At 34.6% G+C, this 26,174-nt stretch carries 23 protein-coding genes; 11 read left to right on the top strand and 12 right to left on the bottom strand.

The features are described 5' to 3' along the window. Nucleotides 1–145: 145 nt before the first annotated feature. Nucleotides 146–1,492 (bottom strand): serine hydrolase domain-containing protein, encoded by a 1,347-nt coding sequence (locus ACEN2F_RS08360; RefSeq protein ID WP_441737845.1) that lies wholly within the window; start codon nt 1,490–1,492, stop codon nt 146–148. A gap of 237 nt (nt 1,493–1,729) precedes the next feature. Here ACEN2F_RS08360 and ACEN2F_RS08355 point away from each other — a divergent pair, with 237 nt between their 5' ends. From ACEN2F_RS08355 to ACEN2F_RS08325, 7 genes are all read left to right on the top strand, one after another. Continuing rightward, a complete protein-coding gene (locus tag ACEN2F_RS08355; protein WP_441737843.1) occupies nt 1,730–2,944 on the top strand; it encodes an aminotransferase class V-fold PLP-dependent enzyme in 1,215 nt (404 codons plus the stop codon). A gap of 20 nt (nt 2,945–2,964) precedes the next feature. Then, nucleotides 2,965–3,396 carry a hypothetical protein gene (locus ACEN2F_RS08350; protein WP_441737842.1) on the top strand — a complete coding sequence of 144 codons (432 nt, stop codon included), beginning with the start codon at nt 2,965–2,967 and terminating at the stop codon, nt 3,394–3,396. A gap of 23 nt (nt 3,397–3,419) precedes the next feature. Further along, a complete protein-coding gene (locus ACEN2F_RS08345) occupies nt 3,420–3,839 on the top strand; it encodes a SufE family protein (RefSeq protein WP_441737840.1) in 420 nt (139 codons plus the stop codon). Between the two features lie 134 nt (nt 3,840–3,973). Further along, complete coding sequence (locus ACEN2F_RS08340) at nt 3,974–4,297, top strand: SUF system Fe-S cluster assembly protein (protein WP_126455787.1); 324 nt, start codon at nt 3,974–3,976, stop codon at nt 4,295–4,297. Between the two features lies 1 nt (nt 4,298). After that, entirely contained in the window at nt 4,299–6,131 is a 1,833-nt protein-coding gene (locus tag ACEN2F_RS08335) for an ABC transporter ATP-binding protein (protein WP_441737837.1), read from the top strand. A gap of 9 nt (nt 6,132–6,140) precedes the next feature. Further along, on the top strand, nt 6,141–6,656 hold the full coding sequence (locus ACEN2F_RS08330; protein ID WP_441737835.1) for a DUF2480 family protein: 516 nt from the start codon (nt 6,141–6,143) through the stop codon (nt 6,654–6,656). Nucleotides 6,657–6,704: 48 nt separating this feature from the next. Then, complete coding sequence (locus ACEN2F_RS08325; protein ID WP_441737833.1) at nt 6,705–7,553, top strand: DUF3078 domain-containing protein; 849 nt, start codon at nt 6,705–6,707, stop codon at nt 7,551–7,553. Between the two features lie 168 nt (nt 7,554–7,721). On the opposite strand, the gene ACEN2F_RS08320 is transcribed toward ACEN2F_RS08325, so the two are convergent. From ACEN2F_RS08320 to hflX, 7 genes are all read right to left on the bottom strand, one after another. After that, complete coding sequence (locus ACEN2F_RS08320; RefSeq protein ID WP_441737832.1) at nt 7,722–8,021, bottom strand: helix-turn-helix domain-containing protein; 300 nt, start codon at nt 8,019–8,021, stop codon at nt 7,722–7,724. A 4-nt stretch (nt 8,022–8,025) separates the two neighbouring features. After that, nucleotides 8,026–8,361, bottom strand: coding sequence for a type II toxin-antitoxin system RelE/ParE family toxin (locus ACEN2F_RS08315; RefSeq protein ID WP_441737830.1), 336 nt, complete (start codon nt 8,359–8,361; stop codon nt 8,026–8,028). Nucleotides 8,362–8,505: 144 nt separating this feature from the next. After that, nucleotides 8,506–9,525: a hypothetical protein gene (locus ACEN2F_RS08310; protein WP_441737829.1), complete on the bottom strand. Its 1,020-nt coding sequence runs from the start codon at nt 9,523–9,525 to the stop codon at nt 8,506–8,508. Nucleotides 9,526–9,533: 8 nt separating this feature from the next. Continuing rightward, complete coding sequence (locus ACEN2F_RS08305) at nt 9,534–9,872, bottom strand: hypothetical protein (protein ID WP_441737827.1); 339 nt, start codon at nt 9,870–9,872, stop codon at nt 9,534–9,536. A 178-nt stretch (nt 9,873–10,050) separates the two neighbouring features. Continuing rightward, on the bottom strand, nt 10,051–11,094 hold the full coding sequence (locus ACEN2F_RS08300; RefSeq protein WP_441737825.1) for a hypothetical protein: 1,044 nt from the start codon (nt 11,092–11,094) through the stop codon (nt 10,051–10,053). Nucleotides 11,095–11,264: 170 nt separating this feature from the next. Continuing rightward, on the bottom strand, nt 11,265–11,984 hold the full coding sequence (locus tag ACEN2F_RS08295; protein WP_441737823.1) for an SLATT domain-containing protein: 720 nt from the start codon (nt 11,982–11,984) through the stop codon (nt 11,265–11,267). A gap of 327 nt (nt 11,985–12,311) precedes the next feature. Beyond that, a complete protein-coding gene (gene hflX, locus ACEN2F_RS08290) occupies nt 12,312–13,562 on the bottom strand; it encodes a GTPase HflX (RefSeq protein WP_441737821.1) in 1,251 nt (416 codons plus the stop codon). 240 nt (nt 13,563–13,802) lie between these two features. Here hflX and ACEN2F_RS08285 point away from each other — a divergent pair, with 240 nt between their 5' ends. Then, nucleotides 13,803–15,449 (top strand): DUF6377 domain-containing protein, encoded by a 1,647-nt coding sequence (locus tag ACEN2F_RS08285; RefSeq protein ID WP_441737819.1) that lies wholly within the window; start codon nt 13,803–13,805, stop codon nt 15,447–15,449. 314 nt (nt 15,450–15,763) lie between these two features. Beyond that, nucleotides 15,764–17,881: a glycoside hydrolase family 97 protein gene (locus ACEN2F_RS08280; RefSeq protein WP_441737817.1), complete on the top strand. Its 2,118-nt coding sequence runs from the start codon at nt 15,764–15,766 to the stop codon at nt 17,879–17,881. A gap of 58 nt (nt 17,882–17,939) precedes the next feature. On the opposite strand, the gene ACEN2F_RS08275 is transcribed toward ACEN2F_RS08280, so the two are convergent. From ACEN2F_RS08275 to ACEN2F_RS08265, 3 genes are all read right to left on the bottom strand, one after another. After that, nucleotides 17,940–18,398, bottom strand: coding sequence for an FKBP-type peptidyl-prolyl cis-trans isomerase (locus tag ACEN2F_RS08275; protein ID WP_441737815.1), 459 nt, complete (start codon nt 18,396–18,398; stop codon nt 17,940–17,942). Nucleotides 18,399–18,461: 63 nt separating this feature from the next. Continuing rightward, nucleotides 18,462–19,814 (bottom strand): DUF5689 domain-containing protein, encoded by a 1,353-nt coding sequence (locus tag ACEN2F_RS08270; protein WP_441737814.1) that lies wholly within the window; start codon nt 19,812–19,814, stop codon nt 18,462–18,464. 10 nt (nt 19,815–19,824) lie between these two features. Further along, a complete protein-coding gene (locus ACEN2F_RS08265) occupies nt 19,825–22,662 on the bottom strand; it encodes a carboxypeptidase-like regulatory domain-containing protein (RefSeq protein ID WP_441737812.1) in 2,838 nt (945 codons plus the stop codon). 607 nt (nt 22,663–23,269) lie between these two features. Between ACEN2F_RS08265 and rbfA the strand changes: the two genes are divergently transcribed. Together rbfA and ACEN2F_RS08255 are read left to right on the top strand one after the other, a co-directional pair. Beyond that, nucleotides 23,270–23,662, top strand: coding sequence for a 30S ribosome-binding factor RbfA (gene rbfA / locus ACEN2F_RS08260; RefSeq protein WP_126452046.1), 393 nt, complete (start codon nt 23,270–23,272; stop codon nt 23,660–23,662). A gap of 3 nt (nt 23,663–23,665) precedes the next feature. After that, nucleotides 23,666–24,865, top strand: a complete 1,200-nt coding sequence (locus ACEN2F_RS08255) for an ABC transporter permease (protein ID WP_441737810.1) — start codon at nt 23,666–23,668, stop codon at nt 24,863–24,865. 89 nt (nt 24,866–24,954) lie between these two features. Here the strand turns inward: ACEN2F_RS08255 and dusB are convergent, their stop codons facing one another. After that, nucleotides 24,955–25,947, bottom strand: coding sequence for a tRNA dihydrouridine synthase DusB (gene dusB, locus ACEN2F_RS08250; RefSeq protein ID WP_441737808.1), 993 nt, complete (start codon nt 25,945–25,947; stop codon nt 24,955–24,957). Nucleotides 25,948–26,174 lie beyond the last annotated feature (227 nt).

Raw genomic sequence — 26,174 nt, 5'->3', positions numbered from 1 at the left:
ATAAAAAACAATACAAGACCTCCCAAAAAACAAAATGTATTTATTATTGAGTACCCTAGATTCGTAGAATAACCTAAACCTATTGAAAACCAACCTCCAATTATCATTAAAACTGATTGTAAAAATTTATTCTTTATCATAAAACTTATTTCTTCACACTTTCAATTATCCCTTTCAACATTCCATTAAAATCAAAATTAGGATTTTCCTTCAATCCCATTCGTACAATTACTAAATCCAGTGACGGAATAATCGCCACCATCTGACCTTGAAAACCGCTGCAGTAATACATATTGCGGGGAACATCGGGGAAATGTCCACCGGCATTGAGCCAAAAGTGACCGCCATATCTTCCGTCTGACGTATTCGTAGGCGTTGCGGTATATTTTACCCAACTTTCGTTAAAAATCTGTTCGCCGTTCCAATTGCCTTTGTGCAAATACAATAGCCCAAATTTTGACCAATCACGCGTGGTAGCCCAGCCATAGGAAGAACCCACATAATTTCCGGCCATATCCGTTTCGATCACCATCGAGTTCATTCCAATTTTATCAATCAAAGCCGAAAACCAAAAATCTAAATACTCCTGATGCGTTTTGAATTGCTTCCGCAAAATCCCGGAAAGCAAATTCGAGGTTCCCGAAGAATAATTCCAATGCGTATTAGGTTTGAAAGCAGCCGGTTTTTCTAATTGAACGCGAGTCATATCCTCGGCCTGAAAAAGCATTTCGGTAGCATCACAAATTTTATCGTATTGCTCCTCCCATTCCAAACCGGAATTCATGTGCAATAAATCATTTGTAGTGATAATTTTTCGATCATCACTTTTCCATTCTGCAATAGGAGCAGGTTTATAAATATCATATTTTTTTTCTTTTTCCAAAATTCCAAACATAGCGCTGGTAATACTTTTTGTCATCGACCAACCCAATATTTTACTGCTTTTATCGAAACCCGTATCATACTTTTCGGCGATAATTTTATCTTTATAAACCACTAAGAGGGAACGTGTTCTTTTTTTGATTTGCCCTTTTGCATCAAAAGCATTGGCGACAGCCGCATTCAATTTTGTATAATCAACATTACTAAAAATGGTGTCTTTAGGTTCCTTATTTCCATAGGGAAAAGGCGAATTGTTGTTCGCTGTTGTTCTTTTGGGAAGCAAATACGGTTTTGAAACATCAAAATCACCGTTGATTAAAGTCGCTCCTAAACCTTCACGGTAAATTGCTTTTCGTTCTTTCAAACCATAAACCGAGGCGATGGCAAACTTTCCGGCATCTTCAATTTGGTTCTTGGCTAAATCAATCATATCGATATCATTGTCGCCTTTCTCAATCATTTCCTGCGAACGATTATCAATAAAATGACCCGAGGCGATACTTTTGGCTGAAAAGCCAGAAATTAAATCCAGTTTTGGATAAGTTGTGAACCCCAAATAAAAGATTCCAATAAAAGAGGCAAAACCAATGAGCTTGAAGAATTTTTTCATAGAGAATTAATTTGAAGCAATTTAATAAAAAAGAACCACATTTATAAACCGATACCGAATTGAGAAAATCAAGTTTTATTAACAAGTGTTTGCCAAAAATTAATTCCAATTTCACTACTTTTGTATTTAGAAAAATTCTAAATAATGACTCGCTAATTTCAAATTAGTCTGTCTAAAAAAGTGTTGACTATTATTGTTCCTTTAGACCAATAAAAACATTAAAAACAAGCCAATAAAATGTTAGATATCAATAAAATTAGAGCTGATTTCCCTATTCTTTCTCAAAAAGTAAACGGAAAACCATTGGTTTATTTTGACAATGGAGCCACTTCGCAAAAACCACAAGTTGTGATTGATGCGATTTCAAAATACTATCAGGAAGTCAACGCTAATATTCATAGAGGCGTTCATACTTTGAGTCAGTTAGCAACTGATGCTTATGAGATTTCCCGCGGGAAACTTCAAAATCACATCAATGCAAAATTTGCTCATGAAGTGCTCTTTACTTCGGGAACAACGCATGGAATAAATTTAGTTGCAAACGGATTTGCTTCAATTTTAAAACCAGGCGATGAAGTTTTAGTTTCGGCAATGGAGCACCACAGTAATATTGTGCCTTGGCAAATGTTGTGCGAGAAAACCGGAGCGACTTTGCGTGTGATTCCAATGAATCTTGATGGCGAGTTGATCATGTCCGAATATGACAAATTACTTTCGGATAAAACTAAGATTGTAACTGTAAACCATATTTCGAATGCTCTTGGAACTGTCAATCCAATTAAATATATGATTGACAAAGCGCATGAAGTTGGTGCAGCGATCTTGATTGACGGAGCGCAAGCTGTTCCGCATTTGAAACCAAATGTTCAGGAATTAGATTGTGATTTTTACGTTTTTTCAGGACATAAGATATGTGGTCCAACAGGTATTGGAATTTTGTACGGAAAAGAATCGTGGTTGAATAAATTACCACCTTACCAAGGTGGAGGCGAAATGATCAAGGAAGTCACTTTCGAGAAAACAACTTATGCGGAGTTGCCTCATAAATTTGAAGCTGGAACACCAAATATTGCTGGAGGAATTGTTCTGGGAACTGCCGTTGATTATATGAATGAAGTTGGTTTTGACAACATTCAACAACAAGAAAAAGAATTATTAGAATACGGAACCAAACGACTATTGGAAATTGAAGGCTTGAAGATTTATGGCACGGCCAAAGAAAAAACTTCCGTAATTTCGTTTAACATTGAAGCCATTCATCCGTACGACATTGGCACTATAATTGACAAATTAGGAATAGCCGTAAGAACAGGCCATCATTGCGCCCAGCCCATCATGGATTTCTTTGAAATTCCGGGAACAATACGGGCTTCATTTGCTTTTTACAATACCAACGAAGAAATTGACGTTATGGTTGAAGCTATTAAAAAAGCGCAACGCATGTTATCTTAAAATATTAAAATTATCAGCACATGAAAATCCTAGCATTACTATTCCTGACTATTTTCATTGGCAACGGTTGTAGTAGTGCCAGAGCGCAAGATATTGAAGCTGCTGTCATTGAATATACGGCAAATACCAGAGGTTTCTATCAAAAAATAACGGTAAAAAACCAGGTGCTGACGGTTTCAAAAGACAGAGACGGAAATGACAAACCGACTCCAACAAAAATATCAGACACTGACTGGAAAGAATTAGTGAATTGTTTTAAAAAGATGGAATTGGATAGTTTATCCAAATTAAAAGCACCGACCGAAAAACGTTTTTATGACGGTGCGGCTATTGCCAATTTTAAAATCACCTTTAAAGATAAAACCTATGAAACAAATAGTTTTGATCATGGTTTTCCACCAAAAGAAATAAAAAAGTTCGTAAATACCATGCTTTCATTAGCTAAAGAATAAAACTGAAATAAATTCAGAATAGTATGAAAATTAAAGAGATACAAGAAGAAATTGTTGATGAGTTCTCCATGTTTGACGACTGGATGGAGCGTTATGAATACATCATCGAATTAGGAAAAAAACTTCCTATAATCAAAGAAGAATTCAAAACAGAAAATAACATTATCAAAGGCTGCCAGTCGAAAGTATGGTTGCAAGGAGAACAAACAGACGATAAAATTGTTTTCACCGCTGATAGTGATGCCATTTTGACCAAAGGAATTATTGCTATATTAATTCGTACTTTTTCCAATCAAAAAGCATCGGATATTCTGGAAGCCGACATGGGTTTTATTGACGAAATAGGTTTGAAAGAACATTTATCACCAACTCGCGCCAACGGATTGGTATCGATGATAAAAAACATTAAAATGTATGCTTTGGCGTTCAATGCACAGAATTGATTTAGGCTTTTAAACCATAAAAGTAATTTTATAAAATATAAGAAGTATTTTTCAAGATGCATTTCTTGAATATTAATAAACGAATTTTGAAGTGCATTTTGCAACTTTAAACTTTAAACTTTAAATTAAAAATAATGACACAAGAAATAGACACCACTGAATTAGGAGAATCAATCGTAAAAATATTAAAAACTATTTACGATCCTGAAATTCCTGTAGATATATATGAATTAGGACTGATTTATGACGTGATGGTCAATACCGATTATGAAGTAAAAATCCTGATGACGCTTACCTCTCCTAACTGCCCAGTTGCAGAAAGTTTACCAAGAGAAGTAGAAGAAAAAGTAAAATCAATTGAACATGTAAAAGACGCTGAAGTAGAAATTACTTTTGATCCGCCTTGGAGCAAAGATTTAATGAGTGAGGAAGCAAAATTAGAATTGGGAATGCTTTAAAATGGCGCGGACTCAACCCAAATCTTTAAACGATCAAAAATTTGGACTAAAATCTTCTTTTGATTCGCTTTTTTTTATACCCCGCTTTTTCAAAGAAATTTGGCGTACTAACAAAACGTTATTCTTGACATCAGCTTTTTGCAGAATCGTTGCGGCTTTGTTACCCGTTGCAATTTTATGGGTTGGAAAACTCATTTTTGATGCCATCATCCAAATTACAACACACGGCGAAAAGGATTATTCTGCGCTTTGGCATTCTGTAGCAATAGAGTTTATACTCGTCGTGTTATCTGATTTGGTAGGTCGGGCAATTTCACTTACCGATGGAATTCTTGGAGATCAGTATAATATCAATAGTTCGATTAAAATTATCAAAAAGACTAATGAAATCGATATTAGTCTGCTGGAAAATTCTGAATTTTACGACAAGCTTGACCGAGCAAGAACGCAAACGGCAGGTCGTGTCGATTTAATGTCGAATGTTTTAGGTCAGGCGCAAACTACTATTTCTATCTTTTCGCTTGTAATAGGATTGATTTATTTTGAACCTTATTTAATTGTCTTATTAATTTTAAGCATTTTTCCGTCTTTTATTAACGAAGTACGTTTCAGTCAACAACAATATTCGCTGGCTAGAAGCTGGACTTCCGAAAGAAGGGAATTGGATTACCTTAGATTTATTGGCGCTAATGATAAAACGGCAAAGGAAATTAAGCTTTTTGGATTAACTAGCTTTCTGGTCGAAAGATTTGAAACCCTTGCAACGCGCTATTTTAAATTAAATAAATCGCTCGTTGTAAAACGTTCCAGTTATGGGTTTTTATTTAATGTTTTAGGATCAATTAGTTATTATGCAGCATATGTTTTTATAATTTACAGAGTTCTTTCGGGCGGAATTACACTTGGTGAATTAACTTTTTTATCCGGGAGTTTCAATCGTTTAATGAGTAGTCTGCGAGATTTTTTTTCGAAATTTACTCGGATATCCGAAAGCTCTTTATATCTGAAAGATTATTTTGATTTTCTTGACATTCCTTCCGAATATAAAAATGAAAAGGAGGTTCCGTTGCCAGAAAAAATCAAAACCGGATTTGAATTTAAAAACGTCTATTTTGCTTATCCGGAATCTGATAATCAAATAGTAAAAGACATTAGTTTTGTTATAAAAGCTGGAGAAAAAATAGCATTCGTTGGGCAGAATGGTGCTGGGAAAACAACACTTACTAAATTACTGCTTCGGTTTTACGAGCCAACATCGGGTGAAATTTTGCTTGATGGCATAAATATAAATCGATATAATAAGGCTAATTACCAGGAATATTTTGGAGTCCTTTTTCAGGATTTTTTCAAGTATGAATTTTCAGTGAAAGAAAATATCGCCATCGGCAAAATTGATGAAATTAATGATTACGAACGAATACAAAAAGCGGCTGAATTGAGTTTGGCCAACGAAGTTGTCTCTGAATTAAAGTATGGCTACGATCAACAACTAGGAAAACGATTTGCAAAAGGTCAGGAACTATCCGGAGGACAATGGCAAAAAATTGCATTGGCGAGGGCTTACATGAAAAACGCTGAGGTTATGATTCTAGACGAGCCCACATCGGCACTGGATGCCAAAGCTGAAAGCGAAGTTTTTGAACGATTTATAGGATTAATAAAAGATAAAACCAGTGTAATAATCTCTCATAGATTTAGCACTGTGAGACAGGCAGACCGTATTTTAGTCTTACAAGAAGGTAAGATCTTAGAATCAGGAACGCATAATGAGTTAATGGAAAATAAAAAATTATATGCCCAACTGTTCACACTGCAGGCTGAAGGCTATCTATAAAAAAATGGTATGGAAGATGAAATTATAAATAAAGTTGCGAATAGTGTTTTGGAAGTTTTCGATCTCGAAGATTATTATCCAAAAGGAATCCGTGCGCAAATCGATATTTCGCAATGGCTTTTGGAAGGTTTTTTATTGAAAGAAAAAGACTTTAGAGAGGAATTGAAAAATCACGATTGGTCACAATACCAAGATCAATATGTAGCGATTCATTGCAGCACCGATGCTATTGTTCCGGCTTGGGCTTCAATTTTGGTGGCCATTCAACTAGCGCCATTTGCCAAGAAAATCATCAATGGAACTTTGGAAGATTTAGATGTTTCTTTGTATGAAGAATTGTTGCCTAAAATTGATTATTCGGTTTATGAAAATAAGCCTGTTATTATAAAAGGATGCTCCAGAAAACCGGTTCCGATGCGGGCTTACGTATTAGCAGCGCATTACTTGCAACCTTTTGCCCGAAGTATTTTGTATGGCGAGGCATGCTCAGCCGTTCCGTTATACAAAGCGCCTAAAAAAGGATAATATATTTACGTTGATGAATACTTTAAATTCTATTTAAAATACATAGACATGAAAAAAATAGCTTTTTCTGTAGTGTTTCTTTTTGCAATGCTTTCTGCTACTGCACAAGAAACGGCAACAGACACGATAAAGTATTGGACCAAAAAAGGAAACATCTCACTGCTTTTTAATCAATCGGCTTACAATAAGCAATGGCTCGGTGGTGGAACTTCGAATATTGCGGGGAATTTTGGACTAAATTATGACTTCAATTATAAAAAAGAAGATATCGTTTGGGATAACAAATTTATTTTAGCGTACGGTTTAACCAAAATAAAAGGAGACGAAAAAACTGCAAAAACGGACGATCGTCTGGAACTGAATTCTCTTTGGGGAAAGAAAGCCAAAGGGCAATGGTACTATTCGATGTTTTTTAATTTCAAGACTCAAATGGACACTGGATTAGACAAAAATGATGATAAAATATCTCATTTTTTCTCTCCGGCTTATTTCCAGTTGGGACCAGGAATGCTGTGGAAAAAGAGTGATAATTTGAGTGTCAATTTTTCTCCTGCGACAGCAAAACTAATTATCGTTCACCCTCATTTTACAGAATTTGGTCCTTCGTTTGGAGTATTGCAAGGCGACTCCACTCGATTTGAGTTTGGAGCCAGTATTACGGCATACTATAAATTCAATATCATGACGAATGTATCTATAGAAAACCGATTGAATTTATATTCCAATTATTTAGATAATCCTCAAAACGTTGATGTTGATTACCAAATGAATGTCATCATGAAAATCAACAAATACTTGTCGGCTAACGTAGCCTTACAAGCCATTTATGATGACAATTCGATTCAAGCCGTTCAGGTTAGAGAAGTATTTGGATTAGGCGTTAATTACGGTTTCTAAGAAAATACATTTTTATAAAAAAAGACCTTTAGAAATTTATAAAGGTCTTTTTTTGTTCTGTAAATAATTCTATTTCAATTACTTAAGTAGCAAGCGCAATAATTTGTGTCTTCGTTTAGATAAGGATTCGCCGCAAAGCTGAAAAACGAAAACTAATAAGGATTTTATTTATAAAAATGTCAAGCCAATACGTTTGTTTAATCCTAATTCAAAAATCCTGATTAAAGTGGATAGCTGAATATTTCCTTTTCCATTCTCAATTCTTGAAATGTAACTTTTTTTAGTTCCAGTTTTTTCTGCTAATTGTTCTTGAGTAATTTTTGCTTCTTTCCTAGCATTTTTCAGCATTTCACTGATGATGAACATTTGTGTTTTTTCTTCGTAGCTATTTCTACTTTCAGTTCCAATTTTTCCGTGTTCAACTTCAACAAGTTGGTCAAAATTGGTTATATTTTTATAATTTTCCATTTTATTAGTTTTTATGTTGAAAATACTCATTCATTAAAATCAATGCTTTGTCCAATTCATTTTTTGGTATTTTTTGTGTTTTCTTCTGAAAACCATTAAAAAGCACCACCAATTTTCCTTTGTCAAAACAGCAAAATATTCTGTAAATATTCGACTGATACTCAATTCTAATTTCATAAAGTCCATTTGTTCCGGTAAGATGTTTTAAAAATTTCTCTGGAACTTTTTCAACTTGTTTTATCAGTTCAAGAACATATTTTATTTTTTCTTTTACTTTTTCATCTTGTTTTTGATAAAATTCAATAAAATGATTTTCGTAAAATATAATATCTCTAACCATGTTACAAAGTTATCTTAAAAGTTAACAATTTACAAATAAAAAATAAATTATTTTAGAGTGTCTCCACTAGCACTTAGCACAGAAGATCACCAGATAACTTGGACAAACGAGCGCTAGTCGGGTGCTCAGCATAGCATCTGATGTTTATTTTAATGTCCATTTGATAAATTCGTTCATTACTTCTTTCCAATGTTCTTTTTCATAATTTGCCCTTCCATTTTCTTTTACTTCAAAAAAATTATGTTCTAAATTTAAATATCTTTTATAAGTCAAATTTGTTTTTGAATTCTGAATGTAAAATAAAGGAACTAAATCACATAAATCTGAAGCAATATCATTTGTTCCATAAGCTAAATAGGTTGGGATTTTAATCTTCAGCCAATCATTTATTAATGGTCTTGAAAATGATTTCCATGCTAATAAATTTGGATTCTCTATTAATATTTCTTCATCGTAAGAATCCTTAAACATTTCATATGTTTGTTCGATACGTTTATCTGCTTCTTCCCAAGTCATTTGTTTACTTTCTGCACTTTTTCTGTAATCTCGAATATTTTGGTCAATTCTACCGAATGGATTTGCACCAAATAATCCTAAACTTGTGACTTGTTTATTATTTAAAGCTATTAAAGTTGCAACTTTTGAACCCTGTGAATGTCCTGCAACTATTAATTTAGAATTATCTACCCATTTTTGTTTTCGCAAGAATTTCAAAACTGCTTTCGCTCTATTTTCATAATTTTCTAAATAATCAGACTTCACATAATCCTTATCAAATTCATCAGGTTGTTTAGGATTTGGAATATAGCAATACGATTCATTTAAGTTTTTTTCATTCACAATTACAGATGTTTTTGGCATTGAAATTACAATTAAATGATATTTTTTTTTAATCTCATTTAAGTCAAAATTTGTAATTCCACCGCCAATCATCCACATTTTTTCTTTTTCTGGTTTTACAAATAGTGGCAATGGTAAAGAACCTTGACAAAATAAAAAAATCGGTTTTATTTCGTCTAATTTTGTGTCAATCAATATAAAATCAATTGTGTCTTTTTTTTGTTTTAGACTAAATTGGATTGCTTGATTATTTATTATGTTTAGATTCTGTCCAAAACTTAATTGAACTAAAAATAATAAGATTGTAATACTCGTATTTTTCATATAATGTTTTAAGTTGTATCATCCGCGTTGCAAACGCTATAATTTGTTTCTCGCCTGCTCTCAGGATATTCTTTAATCGCTTCTATCAGTTTTTTAGATGTGAATTTTTTAAAATCCCGAATAACACCTTGTAATTCACCATCAAATGCTGTTACAATTAAATGAATATGACTAGTCATATATACATAAGCATGCACACTCAATCCTTTTTCCTTTATACAATAATTTAAGGATTCGTCTAAAATACTAAAATAATTAGGTCTTACTAATAAATCAACCCAATCTACAACTGTTATCGTAATAAAAGTTGGCACTGTACTATCGATAACTTTGTAATTCTCAGACATGTTTTATGAAAATATTGATTTTAAGAAACTCTACTATAAAACAGTAGTATACTCCTTTAAAGAAACTCCGGTTTTAGCGATCCGCGTTGCAAACGCTATAATTTGTTTCTTAATTTAAGTAGGTACTCGTCGCAAACGAGCACCAGGGAATGTGGACAAACGAGCGCTAGTGGGATTTTCATTTTTTGTGATATTCATTATAAAAATTAAATTTTACTTCATTTAGTAAAATAGAGTTCGCATAAATTGTTTTGGTAGATTTTAATTGTTTTTTTAAAAAGGTGTTTTGTCCTTCATAGACTTTGGAAATTATTTCTCCAATATATTTTGTATTTTCATTGATCACTGACTCATATTTCAATTTTTTATTTAAATCATTTATAGATCGTACCAAATCATTTTCAATTCTAAATAAAGTCCCTTTTTGCTTCTCTATATTTATACAATTTTCTCTTAAATATGAATCCTTAAAAAAATTAAAGGTGTGTTCATTGTCAGTTTGAATTGGTTGCATAATAGTTAAAACTCCTTTGTCTAATTTTAAATCGCCAATATCCTTTTGTGTATTTCTATTATATTCCCAATCACCTATAATTGTCATTCCATTTTCTTGTAATTCCATTTTTTTAGGATATGGAAACCCACAACTTTGAGAAACTAAATAATCATTTGATCCATTTATTAATAAGATATTGTTTATTCTCAAACCAAAACAAGATGGATTAGATTGAAATACAAAAGTTTCAACTCCAAAAGCATTTAATCCTATTGATTTTTTTGTAGATTCTAAAAAATGTATTTGTAAAAATCTATCTTTTTTACCTAATCTATTATCAATAAATAGTCTAGGATTTATTAATGCTTTATTTTTTTCCAAATAATAATAATTTAACCACAAGCCAATTCTAACTTTATCTAACCAGTCTAAAATTTTAATTGATTCATTACCTGTTAGTTCCTCTTTATTTAATAATTTTTCAACTAAAGTTCTAATTTCGGCTTCAAAGGCAGCATACCTATCATTACATTTCGTGCATGATGGACATGTTAAATTTTTCCAATTAAATACTAATGGTTTACCACTGTTAGTTTCATGACCAAAGGTCACAATTCTATTTGGATCGCCAGTAAGTTTTAATAGCCATTGAGGAAGTACATGCTCTTTATTTTTCTTTTCTGGTTTTTTACCACAAAATACACACATTTTATCCATAGTAATCAAAAGAATAATATTTATAATTTTTAACGATAGGTTGTTATAAAATTTTATAAAAGTTCCCTATCTAAAAGCAGTTTAGGATTAAATTAAGCCCATTATTCGGATTTGCCATTGCAGTCAAATACAAAACCAACTCCAATTAAGCCTAAAATCCAAATTGCATTTAGCGTGTATTAGCAATAGTTACTTTTACTTAGTGCTATTATAATTAGTATCAATAAAGGTCCAAATATCAATATGTGGTAAACAAGATAAACTTTGCCATAGTATTTAAACTGAATCCATTTTATCTTTGCAGAACTTAATTCAAAATAGTCTGGTTTAGTTAGTTGAAATTTCATATAATCTATTGGTAAATGATTTTCATATTTTTTTAGAATTCTATCATATTCAATACTTATTTGTAGAAGTTCGCCTTGTTTTGTTAAAGGGTTTGTTGTAAAGTCTTTTGTAAATCTTGCCCTATTGTAGAGTTCAGAAATATCTAATGAACAACTATGATGTCGTTCTGATTTTAAGGCAAAATTTTCAGAACTTTCAAGTTGACTAAAGAGAAGGATTAAAACAGAAAAAGCAGTTGAAATGAAACCAACTTGATTATCAAATATTTCAACACCTAATAAATTGATATCGTACAAATTGACGACTCCAATAATTATAAGATATGCAGATAAATATCCAATTGATTTCGAAGATAATTTGTTTAAGGTATGATTTCTATGACTTGCAGAAAATCTTGCACCTTTAGTTGACCATAATTTATAATTTAATTCTTCTTCAAAACTATTGTTTTTAAGATAAGGCGGGATTTTATTTTTGTTCTTAATTTTGATTTTACGTATATTATTTGCTCTTTTTATAGCTTTCCATTTTTTACAAAAATATTCTATCATTTACATCTTAAGCTATTGAATTATACGTTTTTTCTCATAATTATTACTGACTTTTATCTAGGCGCTACTGCATAGCGTATTACTTTCAAATATACACTTTAAAAATTATCTTACAAATCATCAAATGGACTTTTTATTTGTTAATTATCGTTATCGTTACTCCGCATGAAGGATGGCAGCGAAAATCCTTTTATGTAGCGCAGCGAAATAAAAGATTGCAGCGAACAGTCTGACACAGCTGCAACGCAGAGAAAGCTTGGACATGCCCAAAAAAAATCCCTCTTGAAAATGTCAAAAGGGATTGTGTATTTTATGTTTACGAGAAAATTATTCGTTTTCTTCTTCGTCTGTGTCTTCTTTTTCCACCGCGTCTTTATAATCCGGATATAAAAACTTATTGTACGGAAAACGGGTGATGTGAATTTGTCTTACGGCTTCGTAAACGCGTTCTCTGAATTCCTCGAAATTTTCTTTCTCGGTAGCCGAAATAAACAACGCATTTTGCTCTCCTACTCGACTCATCCAAGTCGCTTTCCATTCTTCCAGCGTGTAATGTCTTGGCGTTTTTTCGGTCATTAAATCATCTTCATCAATAGTCAAATGCTTGTAAGCATCGATTTTGTTGAAAACCATAATAACCGGTTTGTCATTTGCCTTGATGTCCAATAAAGTTTGATTTACGGATGCAATATGATCTTCAAATTCCGGATGCGAAATATCAACTACATGCAATAACAAATCCGCTTCACGAACCTCATCCAGCGTACTTTTGAAAGAATCAACCAGTTGTGTTGGCAATTTCCTGATAAATCCTACGGTATCCGAAAGCAAGAAAGGCAGGTTTTTGATGACTACTTTTCGAACGGTGGTGTCCAAAGTTGCAAAAAGTTTGTTCTCTACAAAAACGTCACTTTTCCCAACGGCATTCATCAAAGTCGATTTCCCCACATTAGTATACCCAACCAGAGCCACGCGTACCATGGAACCGCGATTGCCTCTTTGGGTTCCCATTTGCTTGTCGATTGCTTTGATTTTATCTTTCAATAAAGCGATTCTATCTCGTACAATACGTCTGTCTGTCTCAATCTCTGTCTCTCCAGGTCCACGCATTCCAATTCCCCCTTTTTGACGTTCAAGGTGTGTCCACAGTCCCGATAATCGAGGCAACATGTAGATACATTGTGCTAATTCTACCTGCGTTCTTGCATACGAAGTTTCGGCACGTTGCGCAAAAATATCCAGGATAAGGTGCGTTCTGTCCAGAATTTTACATTCTGTTATGATTTTAGATATATTTTTTTGCTGTGAAGGCGATAATTCATCATCAAATACCAAAGTCGATATATCATTTTCTTTTACAAAAAGATGAATCTCTTCAATTTTTCCAGTTCCTACAAAAGTCTTAGGATTAGGACGTTCCATTTTTTGTGAAAAACGTTTCACCACTTGGCCTCCTGCGGTAAAAGTCAAAAACTCCAATTCGTCAAGATATTCGTTTAGTTTCTCTTCACTTTGGTTTTGAGTCACAATACCAACTATAGCCGTTTTTTCGAAATTTATTACTTCTTTTTCTAACATATTTTTGAATAAGTTACAAATTTAATGATTTGTAAGGGACTTATTGAGTTCTGGGTTTATAAAAAAATCATAACGTGTGAATAATGATAGTATTTTGGTCGAACGACATATTAGACCAAAGAGGCACCAAAAGAAATTAGCAAATTTGCCGAATTTGAAAATCTCACCCGTTTTGCCTTGTTTACTTTAGCAGTTCCATTGGATTTTTAATTATTTTTACAGCAATTTAATACCATTTGAATGAATCGCTTTTTGACTGTACTTATTGCATTCTTGTTTCCCGTTTTTCTTTTTGCCCAAAATAATTCTGAACAATTATTGCAGGAATTGGATCAAACAGTTGCTGATTACCAATTGTATTCAGATAAAAAAGAGATTCAAATCAACAAACTCAAAGAACTGCTGCTTTCTACTTCGTCCGATATTCAAAGATATGATGTTTACGGAAAGTTGTACGCGGAATATAAATCGTATCAATCAGATTCCGCGTTGATTTACGCTCGAAAGAGTTTTCAAATTGCCGAAAAACTAATTGACATTGAAAAGCTAAATCATGCCAGATTAAATCTAGCTTCCATCATGGGAACATTAGGAATGTACAAGGAGGCAACGGATATTCTTAATCGAATCAACATCACTACTTCACCCGAATTAAAAGGTTACTATTTCACCGTAAATAGCGTCGTTTATGGCTATATGTCTGATTATGCGGCTTCACTTCAGGAAAAAGAGAAGTATATTGTTTTAACAAAAAAGTACCGTGATTCTTCTTTAAACTATTACAAACCGCAATCAAGCGCCTATATTATGGCGAAATCCAGTACGCTTCTTGATGCCGGAAAACACAAGGAAACACTGGCTTTATTACTGAACTATTTCCCGAAAATTGCTCTCAACAGTGATGATCGAGCGGTTATTGCCTACATTATTTCGCAGGCCTATCGCCAAAAAAAAGACTTTAATCAGGAGAAAAAATGGTTGACCATTTCGGCTATTTCCGATTTAAAGTTGGCCAAAAAAGAATACATTTCGTTGCGTTCGTTGGCTTTTCTGATGTATGAAAACGGAGATATTGACCGCGCTTACAAATACATAAAACGTTCGCTTGAAGATGCTCTTTTTTGTAATGCGCGATTACGAACCTATGAAATTTCGAAGATGCTGCCCATTATCAACGAAGCGTATCAAAAACAAAATGAAACCAATCGATTTCAGTTGGTACTGTTTTTAATAAGTGCGAGTATATTATCCGTGTTCCTGTTGGCGGTGCTTTTTTTACTTTTTAAGCAAATGAAAAAATTGTCCAAAGCAAAGCAGGATTTAAGTTTGGCCAACAGCAAGCTTTCGGGACTGAATACAGAATTAAGCACCTTTAATGAGAAGTTAAACGAGACAAATTATACGCTGACCGAAGCCAATCTTTTGAAAGAAATATACATTGGCCGTTACATGGATCAGTGTTCAGACTACATCGTAAAATTAGACGAATACCGCCGAAAATTGAATGTGATGGCAACAACGGGGAAAATGAACGACCTGATTAGTGCCGTAAAATCAAAACAGTTTGTTGAAAATGAACTTGCTGCATTTCTCACGAATTTCGATAAGACATTCCTACAACTCTTTCCTAATTTCATACCAGAATTCAGCGCTTTGCTAATTGATGAAGAAGCCATACAATTGAAAGAAGGCGAACTGCTAAATACAGAACTGCGAATCTTTGCACTGATTCGTTTGGGTATTAAAGACAGTGCAAAAATTTCAACTTTCCTACGCTATTCGGTATCTACAATTTACAATTACCGTTCGCAACTTAAAAACAAAGCAGCGGGTCCACGAGAAGATTTTGAAGCTAACGTAATGCGGATTGGAACCAATTTAAAATAGAAAAATGCTGTTTTTCAAGAAGGTCTTTGGGATTAAAACAATCTCAAAGACCACTTTTTTATTATAAATCTACCACTTTTTTTAAATACTAAATTCACATAATAAACAGTTATTCAGTATCTTGCGTTTTTCAAATTGAAACTCAATCTACTTTTTTATGATGACAAAAATATGTAGTGTGTAAAGCGTTTACTTTTACCTTTTCGAAATTTGGAAAACTATAGATTTTTAAATAAATCGATTTCGTGAAAATCATGTTGATCACAATCTATTACCAAACCTGAAAAATTAATTTATCAAATTCTATTTAAAAAATGAAGCAATTTCTTTTCACAGCCTTAATGTGGCTCGCATTTTTTAGCCCTGCAAAATCGCAGCAGTTAAAATCACCAAATGGAAAATTTGTAATGGAGTTCTCCTTACAAAACGACGGAACTCCAAGTTACAGTTTAAATTACAAAAATAAAGCAGTTGTAAAGCCAAGTAAATTGGGTCTTGAGTTAAAAAACGACAAAAAATCGTTGTTAAATGATTTCACTGTTGTTGACTCGAAAGCAACAACTTTTGATGAAAACTGGAAACCAGTTTGGGGAGAAGTAGCCTCCATTCGCAATCATTATAACGAATTAGCAGTAACCTTAAATCAAAAAGAAACCGACAGACAAATTGTGATTCGTTTCCGTTTGTTTGACGATGGACTAGGATTCCGTTATGAATTTCCTTCGCAAAAAAACCTTACGTATTTTGTAATCAAAGAAGAAAGAACACAATTTGCCATGACAGGCGATCATACCGCTTTTTGGATTCCTGGTGATTATGATACCCAAGAATACGATTATACGACCTCAAAACTATCAGAAATCAGAGGATTGGCTGAAAAAGCAAAAACGGCAAATGTATCCCAAACTTCTTTTTCTTTGACAGGAGTTCAAACTTCACTAATGCTAAAAACAGCGGATGGATTGTATATCAATTTACACGAAGCAGCATTAATCGATTATTCTTGTATGCATTTGAATCTGGATGATAAAACTATGGTTTTCGAATCTTGGTTGACTCCAGATGCCAAAGGAGATAAAGGATACATGCAGGCTCCACATCATTCGCCTTGGCGTACCATAATTGCTAGTGATGATGCTAGAGAAATTCTGGCTTCAAAAATGACATTGAACTTGAACGACCCTAATAAAATTGAAGATACATCGTGGATAAAACCCGTTAAATACGTAGGTGTTTGGTGGGAAATGATTACTGGAAAAAGTTCTTGGGCGTATACGGATGAATTTCCTACGGTACAACTTGGCGTAACTGATTTTTCAAAAGCAAAACCAAATGGAAAACATGGTGCTAATAACGCCAATGTGAAAAAATATATTGATTTTGCAGCGAAACACGGTTTTGATGCCGTTTTAGTCGAAGGCTGGAATGAAGGTTGGGAAGACTGGTTTGGTCACTCCAAAGATTATGTTTTTGATTTTCTGACGCCATACCCGGATTTTGATGTCAAAGGATTGCATGAATATGCCAAATCAAAAGGTGTTAAAATGATGATGCACCACGAAACTTCGGGTTCGGTACGTAACTACGAGCGTCACATGGATAAAGCGTATCAGTTTATGAAAGACAATGGATACGATGCTGTAAAAAGTGGTTACGTAGGTTCTATCATTGAAAACGGTGGGAATCATTATAACCAATTTATGAATAACCATTATCAATTCGCAATAGAAAAAGCTGCTGATTATAAAATTATGGTGAATGCGCACGAGGCAGTTCGTCCAACAGGAATTGCAAGAACATATCCTAACTTAATAGGTAACGAAGCGGCAAGAGGAACCGAATATCAATCTTTTGGAGGTTCTAAACCAAATCACGTGACGGTGTTGCCTTTTACACGTTTAGTGGGCGGACCGATGGATTATACGCCTGGAATTTTTGAAATGGATTTGAGTAAAATGAACAAGGACAACAACTCCCATGTAAATAGCACACTTGCAAATCAATTGGCTTTGTATATAACGATGTACAGCCCGTTGCAAATGGCAGCTGATACTCCAGAAAATTATGATCGCTTTCCAGATGCATTTCAGTTTATAAAAGATGTAGCTGTAGATTGGTCGGACAGTAAATACCTTGAGGCAGAACCGGGTCAATATGTTACTGTTGCGCGTAAAGCAAAAGGGACTAACAATTGGTTCATCGGTAATGTAAATGGAGAAACTTCTCGTACCTCAACAATCAAATTTGATTTCTTGGAAAAAGGAAAAAAGTATGAGGCAACGATTTATGCTGATGCAAAAGATGCACATTATAAAACTAATCCGCAAGCGTATACTATTCGTAAAATGACCGTAACCAACAAATCGAAACTCGCACAACTCAGTGCTCCGGGTGGAGGTTATGCGATAAGCATCGTTGAAATCAAAAAGTAACTAACTATAAAAGGCTGTCTAAATAGACAGCCTTTTATGCTTTTATAATAGTCTTGAACTAATTTACTTTAATTAGTTTGACATCAAAAATAAGTACAGCACCTCCTGGAATTGGTCCGCTACCATTGCCGTAACCCAAATGAGAAGGAATTAAAAGAACTCCGTTTCCGCCTTCTTTAAAATAAGGAATACCTTCTGTCCATCCTTTTATCACTTCGTTTAAACCAAATGAAAATCCAGCAGAATCGCTTTTATCAAAAATGTTTCCATTCGTAAAGTACCCTTTGTAGGCAACAGTTACATTAGATGATGCCGTTGGTTGAACTCCAGTTCCCGCTTCATTAATAACATAATACAATCCTGAATCGGTTTTCGTTGCTGTTAAATTATTTTTGGCAATGTAATCAACGATTTCTTTTTCGTTTTGAACCGTGTAATCAACAGGTTTAGATGGTTCATTATCCGATAAACAAGAAACAAATAATAAAGAAACTAATGCTAATAAAGTAGATTTCATAATTTAATTTAAAGGTTAAGGCTGCAAATATAGCAATTCAAGTAAAACCTTTTATAAAAATCATTAATCCCCAAAAACCTGTACATCATCTACTTGAAAAGCACCATCCAGAGCCAGATTTCTCCCAGAACCGGTATATTTAAAAGCGATATTGATTTTACCTTTATACGAAGATAAGTCTACGGCGCCACTTCCTACAAATTGATACCAAGGCGTGGCTTGTTTGGGTAAATTGACAATCAACGGAACCCAAGTCGCAGTTGCAAAATTCAATCCGTCAAAATTTGTGGAAACATAAACTTCAAGAGAATTTAATGGTGAATCAACATCTAAATGATGTTGAGCACTTCTAAAAGTCAGTACTTCTTTCGTATGAACATCCATGTCAATTTTTGGTGAAATCAACCAAGCTATATTTGAAACTACTTTTGTACCGGAGATATTAAATTCAGCATAACCGTTTCCCGAAAATACTGTACCTTTCCAGAAAAGTGATCCTTTTTGAACCATATTTGCCCATCCCGCGAGGCTTAAATTCGACTTATCAACAACTTTTTCAAAATCTTGGGAGAAAAAAGGAACTGCTCTTGTTCCGGTCATCAATACATCTTTTTCGGAGCGGGGCAATAACTGGTAGTCACTTCCATATTTCGTTAAAATTCCTCTTACTTTTCCGCTTCCATCAGGAACAACTTTTGTAGCAAAATCAGAAAAACTACTGCTTCTAAAATAAACTTGATTCCCTAATTTATCAACCAATCCCCAATTTGTCGCACCACCCACATTGTTCGTTTCTTCAAAGTAATGGCGACCAACTGCCAAAGCTGAAAACTGAACATCGGACAATTCGACCAACGTATTTAAATTAGAATCATTCAGGAGTTCAGACATAGTTAACGACCGAACCAAAACCTCCTCCTTTACATTTGTACACGATGCACTCAGCACCTTTTTATACTCATTTTGCGAAAGCCGCCCTACTCCGCCTTCATTGTAAGAATTTACAAAAATACTTCCGATGCGCATGCTACCAAACGAAATATCCGTGTATTGATCTTTCAATTTGATGTATACTTTATTGCCCAACCTGTAATCAATATACAAATTTGTAGCATCCACAGGAACACTAAATCCAATAGCTGGTATTGTGGCTGTTGCCAAAGTTTGAAAGGAAATCGACTTGAAAAAATTCCCCGATTCATCGCTGGAAACTACATACGCCTCGATAATATCATCGTATTTGTATTGCGTTACAATGGCATTTGCAACCTCATAAACTTCGCTGACAGTTTTATTTGTACTTAAATCCTGTTGGGTACAAACTAATTTTGGAGCCTCAACCTCATCTGTCACGCAACTGCCAAATGTGATTGTCAACAGTAAAAATAGAATCGATTTGTAAAATTTTGATTTCATATACTTTAATTTAAAGATTGATATAAAGGTTCACGAAATACGTTCTTCCGTATCCGTAGAAATATTTTGGCCCAAAAGAAGGTGTACCGCTGGAAACATCCTGATTAATTTGTCTGAAATTGGCATTTCGGGCTTGTTCGTAACCACCCGTTTTATAGGTAACATCGAGTACATTATTGATGCTGGCAAAAACGCCAACATTCTTTCCATAAATTCGCCATGATTTGCCACCCACAAGGTTGAGTAACATGGTTGGATCAAATTTTTCCTGTTTTATAAGTGTCGCGGCTCTTTCCTCCGTCGCTTCTGGAAAATTGAAACCGCTTGCGGGATTTCTATAAAATATTTCGGTTCTGGAAATGGGTGAAATATCAATATAACTGTTGGTGAGGTAATTTACATTGGCACTAATCCACCAATATTTTGGATCTCGATACTCAATTCCCAAGGAATACGCCCGTTGTGGCATTCCCGCTTGCTTGTAATTTTTGAGGGAAGCCGTTCCAAAATCAAAAACCGGACTGGTGTTTTCTGGAGTTGCTTCGGCATCGTTAGTCAACGTCACTTTCGGATTACTATCATACGTATATTCTCCAAAACCTGCCGAAAAAGTGGTTTTAAAAGTTTGACTTAATTGGTATTCCAAACTAAATTCGGCACCCATATTCTTCTTGTTTAATTGCGTTAATGTTTGACTCACAAAAGCATCGGTGTTTAAATAACCGGAGCCATCATCAAAAATCCCTTCGGCATAAAAAAAGGAAATTTGAGTCGCATTTTTAATCAGGGAATAATAAGCTGTCAATCGGGCTTTCAGTTTTGGAGAGCGATAGACATAACTCGCATCCAAACTGCTGATGTTCTCACTTTCGATTCCGTCTACAATTGCATTATTCAATCGGGAATTTGCAAACGTATTTTTCAAAGAAGGTGCTTTAGTCAAATGTGCCGCATTAAAAGTCACCAACTGTTTGCCGGAGATTTTCAAATTGAATCCGGCTTTGAAGCCAAAATTTTCAAACGCAACTTTTTTACTTTTCCCGAATGAATTGGTTTCATAAATTCCGTTTTTGTATAAACCTTCCCGTTGATACTCCGATTTGGAAAAATTTTGCGCCAGATAAAAGTCCACTTTGTTGTACGTGAATTTGAATTGTGTAAATGCTTCTACCGTGTTGGCAAAATAATTATAATTGTATCCGTATGTATCGCTAACGACTACTTGTCGGTCTGGATTATTCAAATCAGATTCCGATTGATTTCCGCTATAAAAAGCATCAATATCTTCAAAATAAGAACCGCCAAGCAAGTCCAACAATTTTTGTGAATTATGCGATTTTAGTTTTTTGAAAGATGCTCCGGCATTCAAAAATATATTTTCTGACAGTTGCGCACTCAAATTAGTTGTGGCCACCGCCGTTTCATCTTCAACTTGATCTTCATACAAAACATACTTGCTTTTTGTAGGTTCGTAGCCCGTAATTGTTCCATTAGCATCCAAAACTGGATTTTGATTGGCTTGGTACAATGCCGTCCAATCAATTTGAGAATTTGCTAAAAATTCAGCTTTGCTTTTCTCTGCATTTTCATAATCCGGAGTGAATGCTCCCGAAAATTCTCCGTTGTCCGGCGCATAAAGCGAACTGTAATAACTGGGTATTTTCCTGTAATACGTTGGGTCTGGACTATTGGCATTTTGATAATCGATGTTGCTGTTGGCAATTGTTCCAAATTGATACGTCACACTCGAATTCAAATTGGTTTTATCATTGATTTTAAAATAATGATTCAGCATAATCGTGGGTTCTTCAATGGTTTTGATCCGGGCATTTCTTTTTTTACCGTCCTGAAAACCCCAATACGAATTGTATTTTACGTTTGTCAATTGCGTAACTTCTGCAGTGTTTGGTGAATTTTTGGCTCTAGAATTAGGCGTGTACAGTGCAGTAAGATTCAACGAATGTTTCTCGCTTAATTTTTTTTCAAGACTTATAAAAAAAGAATTCGCATCATAATTGGTCCCTTCGAAATATCCTTCCTGCGCCCAGCGCTTTCCTGCCGAAACTACAAAAGCCCAACCACGGGAATTCATGCCAGAGGCATGTGTTGCCATCGTGCGCCAACTGTAATTGGTATTGGTTGATGAAAAGGAGATTCGGGAACCCGGTCTGTAAATAGAAGCCCTCGTATTGATTTCCTGTGTTCCTAAAATCCCTCCAAAAGCATAATCTGAAGGTGCTGTTCCCAGTGTAAATTCCTGATTGCGGAGCGCGTCATTCAATCCGCCCCACTCACCCCATTGTGGTCTTCCATCATAAATTTTGTTCATTGAAACACCATTAATCATCATCGTGGAATGTTCGCTGTCTAATCCACGAACTCTAAAACGGGCTTGCCCCCAATTGAAAGCGGCGGCTTGCAAAAAAGCATCTCGGGACGATTGCAAGAGTCCGGAAGTACTTTCAGAACTGCTGTTGTCCTCGCCAAAATCGCTTTCGATAAGTGTGATAATGCTGTTTTGTTGTTCTGTGGATTGATCTTCTTCTAAAGTTATGGTTCCTAAATCCAGCATTTGTCCTTCGGTAATTTCAACGGGATATAAGCCATCTTTGAAGCCCTGACTGTGTACCAGAAGCAATATATTTCCTGTGGGAACGGAATCAAAACTAAAATTACCATCCTCTTTAGTGAGTTGCATCAAGGTAGTATTTTGGATACTAACGACGACAAACCCTAACGAACTTTGAGTTTTTGAGTCCACGATTTTTCCAAAAAATCCTGTGTTGTTTTGTGCCGTAATGCATCCCAGTTGAATGATAAAAAAGAAAGCAACGTAAAATTTATTCATAGATTCAAATGGTGATGGTTACATTTAATAAAAAAATATAAATCCAATAAAAGTTCAACTGTTAAAATGAATTTTAACAGTTGAACTAAAAACATAGAAAGTGTATTCCGAAAAGGAATAACTTTAAAAACAATTAAAAATGAATTTTGGAAAATGGTATACACTTTAATGCTGAAAAAGTGGTATTTGAAATTCAGCGTCAAATTAAAATATTCTTAGGAAAGAATTATAATGTTAAATATACAAAAAAAAGACTAACATATTGATTTTCAATAAATAATTGCATTTTAGCCTAAAAATAAAAATTGGATGCCTTTTTTTTGAACTAACGAAGAAACTACTGCTTCTATGATTTGATTTTCTACTCTGTAAGTAGCAATTATAATTGAACACTTCTATTCAATGTGAATACTCTTCAATCTTATCTATTTACTGCCGCTTTTTGGCTATCTCTAAAGGTGTGTTTTTTATAAAATAGAAAACCTGTGAAATTGAAAGTACTTCTTCATGCTCCATATTAGCATCTAAAAACACATCAATTGTTAGGTTATTTTTAAAATTTGTCTCGAAACTTCTGGATAAAACTTAAAAGTAGTATTTTTGCATTATGGAAACAAATAGACAGAAAAAAATAGGTGGGGTTATCCAAAAAGATTTGGTTGATATTCTGCAAGGTGAAGTGAGAAAAAATGGAGTGGCTAACTTAATTATTTCGGTATCCAAGGTTACTGTAACTACAGATTTATCAGTAGCAACGGTGCATTTAAGCGTTTTTCCTCAGGACAAAGCTAAAGAAATTTTAGAGGCGGTGAAGTCCAACGCTAAAACTATAAAACATGATTTATCACAACGTGTTCGTCTGCAATTAAGAAAAGTTCCCAATTTGGTTTTTTTCATTGACGACTCTTTAGACTATATTGAAAAAATTGATAATGCGCTAGCAAATAGAGATAATCCAATTGAAAACAGAGATCTTTTGGACAAACGCAGATTTCAATAAAATTTGAATTTTCCCCTTTATATAGCCAAACGCTACATTCTTAGCAACAGTAAAAACAATGCTATAAACATCATCAATAGGATTGCCAGCATGGGAATTATTGTTGGTGCCATGGCTTTGTTTGTGGTTTTATCTGTTTTTAGCGGGTTGAAAGTTTTTAGTCTTTCGTTTACTAATGATATAGACCCTGATTTAAAAATAAGCAGCACTTTAGGGAAATCCTTTATGATTACTCCAAATCAGGAAAGCCAAATCAAGAAAATTGCCGGTCTAGCTTCCTACACTAAAATTATTGAAGAACGTGTTTTATTCACTTTTGACGGCAAACAACAAGTCACTTACCTCAAAGGTGTTGATGCTAATTTTGGCAAAGTAAATGCTATCGAATCTAAACTTTTTAATGGACAATGGCTAGAAACTGACACATATCAAGTGGTAGTAGGGTATGGTCTTGCCCAAAAATTCTCGATGGGATTGTTAGATTTTAATCGTCAATTGGAGGTTTTAGTTCCAAAACCCGGTAAAGGCACCATAGAAAATGCCGAACAAGCCTTCAATAAAACAGATTTGATTCCTGTTGGTATTTATGCCATCAGTGAAGATTTAGATTCTAAATATGTTTTTGCTGATTTAGGTTTAGCGCAAGAATTATTGGAATACAAAACCAATCAGGTTTCCGGAATTGAAATTAAGACGAAAACCGATGCTGACGAAAGTTCAGTTACAGACCAACTTCAAACAATTTTTAATAACAAAATTACCGTAAAAAACAGGGCTCAACTCAACGAATCGCTTTATAAGATGTTGAATACGGAGAATATTGCGGTATACTTAATATTTACGCTTGTGATTGTTGTGGCACTTTTCAACTTGATTGGCGCACTGATAATGATGATTTTAGACAAAAAAGGAAACCTAAAAACCCTCTTTAATCTGGGAACTGAAATCAAGGATTTACAAAAAATATTCCTGCTTCAAGGCACTTTACTAAGTGTTTTTGGTGGAATAATTGGCTTGGTTTTAGGAATTATAATCGTACTGATTCAAGAACATTTTCAACTGATTATGATTACACCTACACTAGCATATCCTGTGATTTTCTCTCTCGAAAATGTACTGATTGTTATGGGAACAATTGTCTCGCTAGGCTTTATTGCTTCGCTGATTGCGAGTAGTCGCGTGAGCAAAAAGTTGTTAGAATAAGATTTCTCATTTAAAATAAAACACGAATTGCACCAATTTACACGAAATAATCTGTCCAAATTAGTGGAATTTGTGTTCAAAATATTTAGTTAAACAACCTCGTATCCTGCATACGTTTCTTCGATTTCATTCAAAGCAGCGAATAATTCTTCAGGATGATCCAGCGTTACTAATTTTTGTTTGTGAGGTTTAAAAGAATGAATTCCTTTGAAATAATTGGTATAATGTGGTCTCGTTTCCACAATCCCTAGTCTTTCGCCTTTCCATTCCATTGCCCAAGTGAGGTGATTTCGAACCGCTTCTACTCTATCGACAACGGTGGGTTTTGCCAAATGTTCTCCGGTTTTGAAGTAATGCTTGATTTCGTCAAAAATCCACGGATACCCTATCGCAGCTCGACCAATCATGATGCCGTCGATACCGTATTCATTTTTATATTGTAATGCTTTTTCCGGAGAATCGATATCGCCGTTCCCGAAAATAGGCATTGTAATTCTGGGATTATTTTTGACTCGGGCAATGTGCGACCAATCGGAATGACCTTTGTACATTTGGGCACGGGTTCTGGCATGTATGCTCAAAGCAGCAACGCCAATATCTTGTAAACGCTCAGCAACTTCATCTATATTAATGGAGTTGTCATCCCAACCCAAACGGGTTTTTACGGTAACTGGCAAATGTGTGCTGTCAATTACGGCTTTTGTCAGGCGAATCATTAAATCTACATCTTTAAGAACTCCGGCTCCGGCTCCTTTGCAAACGACTTTTTTGACAGGGCAACCAAAATTAATATCAATTATATCTGGGTTTACCGCAGACACAATTTTTGATGACATGGCCATGGCTTCTTCGTCACCGCCAAAAATCTGGATTCCTACGGGTCTTTCGTAATCGAAGATGTCTAATTTCATTCGGCTTTTTATGGCGTCACGAATTAATCCTTCGGAAGAAATAAATTCTGAATACATCATATCGGCACCATGCGCTTTGCACAATCGGCGGAAAGGCGGATCACTCACATCTTCCATTGGTGCAAGAAGTAAAGGGAATTCGGGTAATATTATGTTGCCAATCTTGATCATCGTCCTTAATTTTTTGCAAAATTACGCTATTTAGCTGAAAGGAGAAAAGAAGAAAGGAGAAAGACTTCGTATTAAAGCGGTTAGTTTACATATTCGGGACTTTGAAACTGTTGAATTTAGCTTATATTTGCAGATTAATTGTCGTGGTTTGGCGATTGCGTGAGGGATAGCAGCGAATAGCCCACAGCAAAGTGTAGCGAAAGCGGAACTTTGCGAGGACTTGCAGC

It is taken from the genome of Flavobacterium sp. W20_MBD1_R3 (assembly GCF_052119725.1).
GTDB lineage: Bacteria > Bacteroidota > Bacteroidia > Flavobacteriales > Flavobacteriaceae > Flavobacterium.
Note: the sequence above shows the minus strand (reverse complement) of the source record. Positions and strands in the feature narration are given on the sequence as shown.